At 33.0% G+C, this 12277-nt stretch carries 15 protein-coding genes, 1 tRNA gene and 1 pseudogene; 12 read left to right on the forward strand and 5 right to left on the reverse strand.

The annotated features are described in order from the left end of the window. Positions 1-315: 315 nt before the first annotated feature. From R6X41_RS12065 to R6X41_RS12095, 7 genes are all read left to right on the forward strand, one after another. Entirely contained in the window at positions 316-1053 is a 738-nt protein-coding gene (locus R6X41_RS12065) for an alpha/beta hydrolase (RefSeq protein ID WP_318500590.1), read from the forward strand. Continuing rightward, a complete protein-coding gene (locus tag R6X41_RS12070) occupies positions 1044-1190 on the forward strand; it encodes a hypothetical protein (RefSeq protein ID WP_318500591.1) in 147 nt (48 codons plus the stop codon). Before R6X41_RS12065 ends, R6X41_RS12070 begins: the two co-directional genes overlap by 10 nt. A gap of 104 nt (positions 1191-1294) precedes the next feature. Beyond that, entirely contained in the window at positions 1295-1831 is a 537-nt protein-coding gene (locus tag R6X41_RS12075) for an imm11 family protein (protein ID WP_318500592.1), read from the forward strand. 406 nt (positions 1832-2237) lie between these two features. After that, a complete protein-coding gene (locus R6X41_RS12080; RefSeq protein ID WP_318500593.1) occupies positions 2238-2774 on the forward strand; it encodes an imm11 family protein in 537 nt (178 codons plus the stop codon). Positions 2775-2825: 51 nt separating this feature from the next. Then, the gene (locus R6X41_RS12085) at positions 2826-3362 is read left to right on the forward strand and encodes an imm11 family protein (RefSeq protein WP_318500594.1); all 537 of its coding nucleotides are present in this window, start codon (positions 2826-2828) and stop codon (positions 3360-3362) included. A 36-nt stretch (positions 3363-3398) separates the two neighbouring features. After that, on the forward strand, positions 3399-3950 hold the full coding sequence (locus R6X41_RS12090; RefSeq protein WP_318500595.1) for an imm11 family protein: 552 nt from the start codon (positions 3399-3401) through the stop codon (positions 3948-3950). Between the two features lie 68 nt (positions 3951-4018). Then, positions 4019-4555 (forward strand): imm11 family protein, encoded by a 537-nt coding sequence (locus R6X41_RS12095; RefSeq protein ID WP_318500596.1) that lies wholly within the window; start codon positions 4019-4021, stop codon positions 4553-4555. 176 nt (positions 4556-4731) lie between these two features. Here R6X41_RS12095 and R6X41_RS12100 read toward each other — a convergent pair whose 3' ends face one another. Together R6X41_RS12100 and R6X41_RS12105 are read right to left on the reverse strand one after the other, a co-directional pair. Beyond that, entirely contained in the window at positions 4732-5493 is a 762-nt protein-coding gene (locus R6X41_RS12100; protein WP_318500597.1) for a UDP-2,3-diacylglucosamine diphosphatase, read from the reverse strand. Positions 5494-5630: 137 nt separating this feature from the next. Then, positions 5631-6083: a 6-pyruvoyl trahydropterin synthase family protein gene (locus R6X41_RS12105; RefSeq protein ID WP_318500598.1), complete on the reverse strand. Its 453-nt coding sequence runs from the start codon at positions 6081-6083 to the stop codon at positions 5631-5633. 140 nt (positions 6084-6223) lie between these two features. Here R6X41_RS12105 and R6X41_RS12110 point away from each other — a divergent pair, with 140 nt between their 5' ends. After that, positions 6224-6865, forward strand: coding sequence for a 2OG-Fe(II) oxygenase (locus R6X41_RS12110; RefSeq protein WP_318500599.1), 642 nt, complete (start codon positions 6224-6226; stop codon positions 6863-6865). 102 nt (positions 6866-6967) lie between these two features. On the opposite strand, the gene R6X41_RS12115 is transcribed toward R6X41_RS12110, so the two are convergent. Beyond that, complete coding sequence (locus R6X41_RS12115) at positions 6968-7141, reverse strand: hypothetical protein (protein ID WP_318500600.1); 174 nt, start codon at positions 7139-7141, stop codon at positions 6968-6970. A gap of 315 nt (positions 7142-7456) precedes the next feature. Further along, positions 7457-8782: an MATE family efflux transporter gene (locus tag R6X41_RS12120; protein WP_318500601.1), complete on the reverse strand. Its 1326-nt coding sequence runs from the start codon at positions 8780-8782 to the stop codon at positions 7457-7459. Positions 8783-8938: 156 nt separating this feature from the next. On the opposite strand from R6X41_RS12120, the gene R6X41_RS12125 reads away from it, so the two are divergent. The 4 genes from R6X41_RS12125 to R6X41_RS12140 all read left to right on the forward strand — a co-directional run bounded on the left by R6X41_RS12125 (position 8939) and on the right by R6X41_RS12140 (position 12148). Further along, a complete protein-coding gene (locus R6X41_RS12125) occupies positions 8939-9733 on the forward strand; it encodes a universal stress protein (protein WP_318500602.1) in 795 nt (264 codons plus the stop codon). Positions 9734-9741: 8 nt separating this feature from the next. After that, positions 9742-9815: transfer RNA gene (locus R6X41_RS12130), tRNA-Ala, on the forward strand. A 354-nt stretch (positions 9816-10169) separates the two neighbouring features. Then, positions 10170-10868 carry a CoA transferase subunit A gene (locus R6X41_RS12135; RefSeq protein ID WP_318500603.1) on the forward strand — a complete coding sequence of 233 codons (699 nt, stop codon included), beginning with the start codon at positions 10170-10172 and terminating at the stop codon, positions 10866-10868. Between the two features lie 245 nt (positions 10869-11113). Further along, the gene (locus R6X41_RS12140; protein WP_318500604.1) at positions 11114-12148 is read left to right on the forward strand and encodes a LacI family DNA-binding transcriptional regulator; all 1035 of its coding nucleotides are present in this window, start codon (positions 11114-11116) and stop codon (positions 12146-12148) included. A 19-nt stretch (positions 12149-12167) separates the two neighbouring features. On the opposite strand, the pseudogene R6X41_RS12145 reads toward R6X41_RS12140, so the two are convergent. Next, positions 12168-12277: pseudogene (locus R6X41_RS12145) on the reverse strand (IS1595 family transposase); the annotation flags it as partial.

The raw sequence follows: 12277 nt of genomic DNA on the forward strand, positions 1-12277 counted from the left end.
GACACGACAATTTATTTAGTCATAGTGCATTTACTCTTTAAGTTACAAAACTTGATAGATTGAAAATAATAATTCAGAATAACAAAATTGAAAAGTAATATTTTTTTTGAGTGTAAATTAACCTCCTACAAAAAAATATAAAGACATTTTAAATAGTCTGCTACATCTATTTAAGTTTAAATTACGTTCCCTAAGGCGTTAACTGGATAATTTCTACTTTAATAAACCTTTTTTACGATTTAACTTTATATTTGAGAAAACAACTCCATGCCTTTTAATACTAATTATAAAACACTTTTAACTCTAAGTTTTTGTATGTTCACGTACTTCGGAATTTACAGTCAGGATGAAACTATTCCACTCTGGGAACACGATATTCCTAACGCAATCTCTGATTCCACTTACATAGAGAAACCTCTTTTTGAAGGTAACGAATTTACGAGTACATCTCAAGTTTCTATTCCAACATTAAGCATTTTTAAACCTAAAAATCCGAACGTAACAGCCATTGTTATTTTTCCAGGCGGAAGCTACACCCATTTAGCGATATTAAAAGAGGGTTTTAAAGTTGCTAGATGGTTAAATACTTTAGGCATTACAGCTTACGTTGTAAAATACCGCTTACCGAACACTCGTATTATGGAAGATAAAAGCATTGCTCCGTTGCAAGATGCTCAAGAATCGATGCGTTATGTAAGACGTCATGCGAAGGATTCTAATATAAACACGGTTGGTGTCATAGGATTTTCGGCTGGCGGACATTTAGCATCTACTTTATCGACACGTTATAACGATGTGATTTATGCATCAGATAAAAATAGCGCTAAGCCAGATTTTTCATTGTTAATCTATCCTGTAATTTCTATGAAAGATGGCATTACGCATCAGGGTTCTAAAACAAGTTTACTAGGAGCTTTACCCTCGGAAGCAGACATTGAAAAGTTTTCGAACGCATTACATATCAATAAAAACAGCCCTCCAACATTTTTAGTTCATGCTACAGACGATAATGCTGTTCCTGCAGAAATAGTATCAACTACTATTTGGCACTAAAAAATAACAAAGTGCCTGTAGAAATGCATCTTTTTGAAAAAGGTGGACATGGTTTTGGTTTAAGTAAAGATGAAACTCATTTATTTTGGAAAACCGACTGCGAAAACTGGTTGAAAGGTCATAAATTTATTCGGTAAAACATAAATACTTTTGCTTTAAAATGCGCTTTTTCCTGACTTCAAAAATCCTATTTATTCTGATAGAAAGTTAGAAAAGGAAAATCCAAATGAAATACTTCATAATGAAACATGACATCGAAGAGATAAACCCCGCAACAACTATAGATTCAGGGACTTTAGATCCTCTAGATTTAATCGACGGCAAGGTTCTACTTGACCCAAGTGAATTACATATTAACCTATCACCACGAAGTAACGATGATAGAGGGGATTTTGTGCCTGGCGTAGTAACGCTTTTTCATGAAGATTTAATAGATGAACTTAATAGGTTAAACATTGATAACTTACAATACTTCCCAGTAAATATGCATGCTCCAGATGGCATGGTTGAAAAAGCCTACTCTATGGCTAACATAATTGGCTTAGTTGATGGTGCTGATATTGATAAAAGTACGTTAGGTGAAAAGATTGGAAATATAAGACAAACTCTATATTCGTTCACTATCGATAAAGAAAAAGCAAAAGGGCTTCATGTTTTTCGTATATTACATGCGCCTTCACTCATAATTGTTGATGAATGGTTAAAAGAAAAACTATTAGCTTACGAGATAGAGGGAGTTATAATGTATCCAACAGAAGATTATAACGGTTGGAGTTAGTTGTTAATTTATTGAAGCAAGGTTTCAAGGACGGATATGAAATACTATATATTAAAACAAGATCCAAGAATAGCAGAGCAACCTAAAACTAGTGACTGTGGCTCTATAGATCCACTTGATAAAATTAAAAAGGACACTCGCTTATAAAGTGCCTTACAATAAAACTATACCACAAGCTCAATAACCATTTGCAATAATGGTCAATACTTACTTATAAATCCTAAAAGAATTAAAAAGGCATTAGAGAAGTTTAACGGAAAAAATGGGGCAAAACCTGCAGACAGCTATCCTTTTTTTGTGTCCAAACGGGCTTATGATTTTTCAGGCTGTGCACAAGATTTTCCTCATAAAGAACAACAAATACACACAGAAGAATTTGGAATGGAATAAAATGAAATATTATATAATGAAGCAAGATCCTAGAATTTCTGACCAAGCAACCACTACTGATAGTGGGGGCTTAGATCCACTTGATTTACTTGATGGGAAGGTGTTACCCCAACCAGGAGAATTAAATATACAATTATCTCCAAGAAGTGGTAATCGTAGAGGTTGTATCATTGGCGGTATAGTGCCTCTTTTTCATAAAAACTTCATTGCTAAATTAAAAGAATTAAATATAGATAATGTCCAATATTTCCCAGTAAATATGCACGGACCGACTGATATGGTTGAAAAAGCTTATTCGCTAGCTAATATTATTGGTTTAGTCGATGCTGTTGACATAGAAAACAGCACTTTTGACGAAGAAATCCCGGGAATAAGACCAACTCTTTATTCTTTTACCATTGATCAAGAAAAAGTAAAAGGTCTTAGAATATTTCGCATATTACACGCACCTTCATTAATCATCATAGATGAAACATTGTATAAAGAACTCACTGAATTTAAGGCCCCTTCTGTATTAATGTACCCTACAGAAGAATACAACGGCTGGAGTTAGTTGCTAACTTATTGAAGCAAAATTTCAAGGACGAACATGAATTATTTCATTATGAAGCAAGATCCCCGTTTCGACGACCAAGCTAAAACCAGTGATTGTGGTGGCCTAGATCCACTTGATTTAATTGATGGCAAATTAATAGACGATCCTGGTGAAGTAATGGTCAAGCTATCACCACGAAGTGGGGATAGCAGAGGAGATATAATGGATGGCGTTTCAACATTATTTCATGATGACTTTATTGAAATACTTAGTGAGCTAGGTATAGATAACATTCAGTACTTTCCTGTTGATATTCAAGTCCCTGATGACACGATTGAAGAAGGCTATTCGCTTGCTAATATAATCGGCTTACTTGATGCTGTTGATCTTGATAAAAGTACAATTAAACCTAGAGCACACGGTGGTATAGGTACACTCTATTCCTTTACTATTGATAAAGAAAAAGCCAAGGGACTTCACATTTTTCGAATATTACATGCACCCGCACTGATTATTGTTTCTGGCTGGTTAAAAGAACACTTGTTAGCTAACGAAGTAGAAGAAGTCGTTATGTACCATACAGAAGAATACGACGGTTGGAGTTAGTAGTTAAGTTTAATGTTTTAAAACTCATGGAATAACATGAAATATTATATAATTAAACAAGATCCTAGAATTTCAGATCAAGCTACGACGATTGATAGTGGCGGGTTAGATCCTCTTGAGTTACTTGATGGTAAAATTTTACCTGAACCCAGTGAATTAAATATCAAACTTTCACCTAGAAGTGGAAACTCGATAGGTTGTATCATTGGTGGCGAAGTGTCGCTATTCCATAAAAACTTCATCACTGAATTAAATAAATTCAATATAGATAACATTCAGTATTTCCCAGTAAATATGCATGCTCCAGATGGCATGGTTGAAAAAGCCTACTCTATGGCTAACATAATTGGCTTAGTTGATGCTGTTGATATTAGCAAAAGTAGAATAAAACCAAGAGCACATGGTGGCATAGGGTCATTATATTCTTTTAGCATCGATGAGGAAAAAGTCAAAGGCTTACGAATATTCCGTATATTACATGCTCCCTCTTTAATAATAATTGATGAAAGTTTGTATAAAGAGCTAACTGAATATTATCCTCCTGGTGTTTTAATGTACCCCACCGAAGAATACGACGGCTGGGGTTAGTCGTTAAGTAACACAACTATGTAATTTAACTAAGCTATATTTTAAGAATGAAAATGAAATATTTCATAATGAAGTTAGACCCTGAAATAATAGACCCTGCAACAACAATTGATAGTGGCAGTTTAGATCCACTTGAGTTGATTGATGGTAAAATATTACCCGAGGTAGGGAAATTAAATATCACACTTTCACCAAGAAGTAATGATGATAGAGGTGACCTTATCCCGGGTCTAGTGACCTTATTTCATGACGAATTAATAGGTGAATTAAACCGCCTTGGTGTTGATAACATCCAATGCTTACCAGTAAATTTACATGCTCCAAATGGTGATATAGAAGGAGGGTATTCAATAGCAAATATTATTGGCTTACTTGATGCTGTTGATTTAGGAAAAAGTAAACTGGATGAGAAAATACCAGGAATACGCCAAACGCTTTATTCTTTTTCGATTGATAAAGTAAAAGCTAAAGGATTACATATATTTCGGATCTTACATGCTCCCTCTCTCATTATTGTTGATGAATGGTTAAAAGAACAACTAATAGAGTTTGAAGTTCAAGGAGTTATAATGACTCCAACAGAAGACTATAACGGCTGGAGTTAGTTGATTATTTATTGAAGCAAGGTTTCAAGGACGGATATGAACTATTACATATTACAGCAAGACTCTCGGATAATGGACCAAGCAACAACGATTGATTTAACAGAATTAAACTATTAAAACCTCCACATAATTAGCTCTCCTGATTGCTAATTAAAAAGGAGGAAGCAAATGTGTACTTAATTATCTTCTATTTTTTTTAATTCGAAATGATTCCCATCAAATTCACCATAGGTATAATACCCAATCCAATCGCCAAGATTAATATATTTAGCCGTGTCGTTTAATTTAATTTCCATTGGTAAATGGCGGTGACCAAATACGAAATAATCGTAATGCTTGGTTTCTAATTTACGTTTGCAATATTGCACTAGCCATTCGCTGTCTTCTCCTAAAAATTTAGCATCATCGTCTCCAGAAATCAATTTGTTTTTAACCGACATATATTGTGCTATTCTTACACCAATATCTGGGTGCAACCAACGAAATAACCATTGAAAAAAAGGATTGGTAAACACTTTTTTCATTCGCTTATAACCCTTATCTCCAGGACCTAATCCATCTCCATGACCAATTAAAAATGTTTTATTATTAAAGGTAAATTCTTTCGGTTTATGGTAGACAGGAATGTTTAGTTCTTTCTCGAAATAATCATCCATCCATAAATCGTGATTTCCAACAAAAAAATAAATCGGAATTCCAGAATCTCTTATTTCTGCTAATTTTCCTAAAGTTCTTACAAATCCTTTTGGAACTACAGTTTTGTATTCGAACCAAAAATCGAACAAGTCGCCTAATAAAAATATGGCTGCGGCATCGTGCTTAACTTCGTCTAGCCAAGCGACAAATTTTTTCTCTCTTGGAAGCGAATCTTCTGGAGTTGGAGCTCCTAAATGATTATCGGACGAGAAGTATATTTTTTTGCCTTCTGGAATTTGCATGCTGTAAATATAAAGATTGTACTTGGTTTGGATTTGCGTTAAGGATTGAGCAATTGTTGAAGCTCTTTTTAATGCTTTTTTGCATTTAAAAAGCGACTTGCGAAAGCCTGACCTGTAGCTTAGCGAAAGGGAACGCCCTACAAATTATCACTAGCATACCACTCTGCAAAACTACTATCGGTTTCTTGAAGTTTTAAGGAATGCAACGCTATATGACTTGGTAGATAGGTCTTAATTTTTTTTGCAAAATCGATAACCATCATCTCACTTGTGGGCTGATAATCGACTAACAACACATTGTGGTCACGTTGTTCTAACTCTCTAGCCAACTCGACATGTGGGGTGTTTTTATTAAACACAGTAGCATGATCGAATACATCGACGATTTCACGTTTTACAATTCGTTTTAAATCGCCAAAATCGATAACCATTCCATACTTAACATTGTTGTTATCCGTGATGGGTTTGCCAATTACGGTAACCGAAAGTTTGTAACTGTGGCCGTGTACGTTTTTACATTTTCCGTCGTAGCCATAAAGGGCGTGTCCGGTTTCGAAAGTAAATTGTTTGGTAATTCGAATATTACTCATGTTTTGATTTTTTAACAATGCAAAGGTACCGAATTTGTAAAAGCAATTTGTTTTTAGATTACATTTGAATGCTTTTTATAAGAAAAACAAATTAAGTTTTTAAATTACAAAGAGTTAGCTAAAATGATAACACCCCTTTAATGACTCCGCTTTTCGAAGAGTTGGTCGTTGCTGAACACCCGTTATACGAGAAGATTATAGATGATCTTTTGAGTCAGCAATATAGTATTATTGATAATTTTTTTGATGTAAATGAAGTGTCTCAACTTCGCGATTCTATTCATTTTAAATACGACGAAGATGCCTTTAAGAAGGCCGCTATTGGCAATCGTGTAAATGAAACCATAGAGAAAGCGATTCGTGGCGATGTGATTTTATGGATAGATGAAGACACAGCACAACCTGCTGAAACCTTATTTTTTAACAAGATAAATGATTTAGTTTCTTACCTGAATAGAACCTGTTTTTTAGGGATATTACATAAGGAATTTCATTATGCGATTTATCCAAAAGGTACGTTTTATAAACGTCATTTAGATACGTTTCAGAATGACGACAGACGAAAATTATCGTTTGTGTGTTATTTAAATGATGAGGATTGGAAACCCGAAAACGGTGGAGAATTGGTAATCTACACTGATAAAAACGGTGTTGAGGTTCAGAAAATAATTTATCCTTTTCCTGGACGTGTTGTCATTTTCGAAAGTCAGATTTTAGAGCACGAAGTTAAACCAGTTCATACTAAGCGATTAAGTATTACAGGCTGGTTAAAAACGCGCTAAATTATCGGCGCCCGCCTTTGTTGCGGTTGTATATATAAATAATGACTAAGGCGATGGCTAATATAAGGAATAGTCCGTTTCCGCTTAAAAATTCTAATACATTCATAGGTTGTTATCTTGATTATTTTTTTTACTGTAGTAATACATCAAATATGCTAAAAGAACAAGTACCACAAACGGAATCATAGAGCCTATAAATACGCCGATTTCGTAATTAGAATCAGGTGCGTTATTTATTTTATCTTCTATGTTTACGTCTTGTAAAAGTGGAATCATGTTTTGGGGTTGATTTGAAAACTTAATTTGAATCAAATTTAAAAGATTTCTGCAAGTGAGCAACTATTGTCTTTTAAATATTAATGATGTTTCTTTTTTTAATTGATAATAAAAGAAAGCAAAAAATCTGGGCTTAAAAGAGTTTATCTATTTTTTTATTTGATAACTAAATTTCAGGAACTCGCTATAAACTTAATAGCCGAAAAGAAACTTTCGGTTAGTTCGAACAGCCTAAAATTTTACAATAAACTTTCGATAGCCCATAGCAAATTACTTAATCCTAAAGTATTGATATTAGAAATAGTATATACACTGTTATTTTGGAACTAAAAAAAGCTGTCTAAATTTTACAATTAAGGGAATACCGCGAGCAGCCATCCAAACTGTGAATGCTATAAATATGGCATATAATTTATAGTCGTAATAATCTAAAATAAGCAAGGTTGGAATAAACACTAAAAAAGTTGATACAAGGAGTACGTTTCTTAAATATTTCATTCTACCTAAACCTTTAAACATCCCGTCAAAAATAAAGGCTAATGCACATAGCGGTTGCATTGCAAGAACAATCCAAAATACATTATAAAACACTTCTAAAACCTCAGGTTGTTTAGTAAAAACACGTCCAATTGGTTCATAAAAAAGCCATCCTAAAAGGGCTAAAACAAGACCTGTAATAACACCTAAAACAATAAGTTTATTACTCAGTTTTATTAATAAATCTGGCCGTTTAGCACCGAATAATTTCCCTGAAAGAATATTTCCCGCACTTGCAAATCCATCAATTAAAAAGGCTCCTAAAAACCATAAATTTATTGCTATGGTATAAGCTGCTATATAGTTTTTACCATAGCCAGTTGCATACGAACTTGCAAAATACAAAGCGGTATTTAGAGCTAAAGTACGAATGAACAAGTTGAGAATCATTAACAAGAACTTATTAATTTCCTTATTAAACGGAAAGGTAACTTTTAAAGGAATATCTGTTTTTTTATACAAATAATAACCCGCTAGTAACGCCATAATAAGCTGAGCTATTACACTTGCATAAGCAGCTCCCTTAATGTGCATAGCTGGAATAAAATCTGTAATACCGTATACAAAAGCAAAATCTAAAACGATGTTAGAAACAGATCCGATTATTGCAATTATCATCGGGTAATAGGTGTTTTGTAACCCGCGAAATGCGCCAAAAACTGCAAATGTAAAGAGTGTAAATGGGAATCCGAAAACCCGAATTTTATAATATTCTTCAGCATAATCTAAAATTAATCCCGATGCATTATAGAGTTTAAAAATAGATTCTGCGAGAGGGTATGTGACCAGAATAATAACAATACTCAGAGACGTGATTAAAAATATAGCTTGAGCAGGTAGATTTTTTACATCGTCTAATTTATTAGCACCCACAGATTGCGAAATAATCGAAGATATCGCACTCCTGCTTTGGCCTAAAACCCAAATTAACATAGAAATAAATGTACCAACAATACCTACAGCTGCTAAAGCTTCGGTAGGATTTATATTTACATTTCCAATAATAGCGGTATCTGTAATCGATAAAATAGGTTCGCTAATTCCTGCAATTATAGCAGGAACAGCAAGTGTATTAATGTGTTTTAAAGATATGGATTGATCCAAATGTTCAGTTTTGAAATTATAATTTGTTAATAAATTACGAAGGTCGGGTATTTTTTAGAAGTTATAATTTAATAATTGTGAAGAAGTAAATAATAGTAAGATTTTGAATTTGTTTTATGATTACTTTTATAGCCGTTTTAATTTTTTAAATCTATTATGAAAAATATTTTAGTTCCTGTTGGAAATTCAAAAAATATTGAAAGTCATTTACAATATGCTGTAGATTTTGCTCAAGCATTTGGAGCGCGTTTATATGTTGTACAGGTGTATGATATGCGATTAAAATCAGGGACTTTAGGCAAAATTGACCATATTTTAGAACGGGAAAGTATGTTGCATTTAAATAATTTGTTAGCCAGTATTGATACTAAAAATGTTGACATTGTTGTGAAAAGTTTTAAAGGCAAATTAATAGATACTTTGGAATTGATTTGTAAAACAGCAGATGTAGATTTAATGTTGGTAGAGCCTAGAACCAATTCTATTAAAGAAGAAGTATTTTTAGGAAAAACGTCTGGAAAAATTATAAAAAAGACTAATATTCCTTCTCTAATCGTTCCAGAAGGCTATGTGTTTAAGCCTATTTCGAATATTTTAATTGCAATAAAGTCTGCTATAATAAAAAAGGAAGGTGCATTAGCGCCTTTAAAACAACTCCAAGATGAATTTAAATCGGTTGTGAATTTATTATTAGTAAAGACCCCTTTTTATAAAGAAGGCGATTTTAAAGTAAACAGTGCGCTTACAACCATAATAACTGAAACTGTTTATACAGAAAGTGCAACGACCTTTCATGGTGTTTTAGAACACTATAAAGTACATGAACCAGACCTATTATGTGTGTTTAGACGAAAACGTGGATTTTTTACTAAAATGTGGGAAAAAAATGTAATTTTGAAAAAGGATTTTTACAGCCCATTTCCTGTTTTAGTATTAAGAGGCGTAAAATAAATTATATTGGGGATGTAGCTCAGTTGGCTAGAGTGCTTGACTGGCAGTCAAGAGGTCGTGGGTTCGAGCCCCATCTTCTCCACTAGTGTTAATAAGGGTTTCAAGAGATTGAGCCCTTTTTTGTTTTGTACTTGCAGGATATTTACCCACTATTTTCAAAATTAGAAATAAATTTACTTTGGAGGTTTAACACAGCCTTCTAACCCATTCTAGGCTTTTTAATAACTTGAATTGAGATATCCTCCAAATTACATGTGTTTTGTGTTTATTGAGTCGATTTCTTTAAAATTTATATTGAATTTATTCTTCAGAATCTAAGATTGTGTTCACGCTTATTATGCAGAACATAAGTATTGTTAATTTTGTTATTTTCATAATAAATCCACGTATAACATTGTAATTTCGTATTTTTAATTACATTAAAACTCAAACACACATGATTACAAAAACAGTACAGTCTGTTGAGGATGCTCTAGCAGGCGTTTCCGATAATATGACAATGATGCTTGGTGGTTTCGGTCTTTGCGGTATACCTGAAAATGCAATCAGCGAATTGGTTAAAAAAGAAATTAAAGGGTTGACTTGTATCTCCAATAATGCAGGTGTAGACGATTTTGGTTTGGGATTATTACTTCAGAAAAAACAAATCAAAAAAATGATTTCCTCTTATGTTGGAGAAAATGATGAATTTGAACGACAAATGCTTAGCGGAGAACTAGATGTAGAATTGATTCCTCAAGGCACTTTAGCAGAACGTTGTCGTGCTGCACAAGCTGGCTTCCCTGCTATTTACACACCAGCAGGCTATGGAACTGAAGTTGCAGAAGGGAAGGAAACTAGAGAATTCGATGGAAAAATGTATATCTTAGAACATGCCTTTAAAGCAGATTTTGCATTTGTAAAAGCGTGGAAAGGTGATGCTACAGGAAACCTTATTTTTAAAGGAACTGCTAGAAATTTTAATCCTGTAATGTGCGGTGCTGCTAAAATTACAGTTGCCGAAGTTGAAGAATTAGTTCCTGTTGGCACTTTAGATCCGAATCAAATTCATGTACCCGGCATCTTTGTACAACGTATTTTTCAAGGAAAGGATTATGAAAAACGTATCGAGCAACGTACGGTGAGAACTAGATGATTTTCAAAAGCTTAATTATAAATTATTAATTACTCAATACATGTTTCTGGATATCTCAGATTACATCTCGATTGATAGCATTTAGATCCGTTATTTTATTTGCACATAGAATAACTTTAAATAGATTTTCAGTAATCTAAAATCATATGGAAACATTTTATAAATATTAAAATTTAGGCGTATTTTTATACTCTAATTATTTTACTTCATTTAAAGTTTATAATTCAAAATTCATTTCATAATTTATGAAACAACGTACCACATTAAAACAAATTGCAAAAGCATTTAATGTGTCCATTGCAACGGTTTCTAAATCTTTAAAAGATAGTTATGAAATTAGTAGTGCCACCAAACTAAAAATACAAGAATACGCCAAAGCACATAACTACAGACCTAATAGTATTGCTTTGAGTTTACTGAATAAGAAAACAAAAACCATTGGGGTTATTATGCCTTCAATTTTAAATCCTTTTTTTGTAAAAACATTTAGCGGCATAGAACAAATTGCAAACGACAAAGGGTATAATGTAATTGCAATTGTCTCTCACGGCAAATTAGAGAAAGAGATCACATCTATAAATATGCTTGAAAATGGCATAATAGACGGCTTACTTATTTCGTTAAGCGAAGAAGCCGAAGCTAAACAACATTTCAGTCATATTGAAGAATTTATAGATAATGCTGGTCCTGTGGTGATGTTCGATAGAGTTTCAGACGCAGTGAATACCGATAAAGTTATTGCCGATGATTTTAATTGTGCTTATAAGGCTACTGAACATCTAATTAAAACAGGTTGTAAACACATTTCTGTGGTGTCTACTTTAGATAATTTTGGGATTATTAAATTACGAATTGATGGCTACCTAAAAGCTTTAGAAGACTATAGTATTCCGGTAAATAAAAAGATTATAAACTTAATAAAACCAGGTTACGATTTTGAAACGGAAGTAAAAACCATGTTAGATTACCAAAAGATTGATGCTATTCTTGGTTTGGAAGAATTCTCGGCAGTAGAGTCTATGGTTATTGCTCAAGATCGCGGGTATAACATTCCTGATGATATTTCAATTATAAGTTTTACCAACAGCGACTTTTTTAAATATACAAAGCCATCTATTACTTGTATAAATCAGCATAGTGTGTTTATGGGGAAAACGGCTGCTGAAATCCTAATTTCAAAAATCGAACAGCCTATAACTTCGGAACATGTTTTTGAAACTAAAATAATTAAAACCACGCTTATAGAACGTAACAGTACAAAACCATTGCTTTTAAAATAAAGATTTTAGAGGTCAGTAGTTAGTTACTTATTAATTTAGTTTGATATATTTTATCTCTATCGACCATTTTTGTTATTAAGTTATTGAATATTGTGTTCTTACTTTGCGAACGATTTATTCTAAAACAAA

Origin of the sequence: Formosa sejongensis, from assembly GCF_033447105.1 — a bacterium.
In the GTDB taxonomy this organism is placed as follows: domain Bacteria; phylum Bacteroidota; class Bacteroidia; order Flavobacteriales; family Flavobacteriaceae; genus Formosa.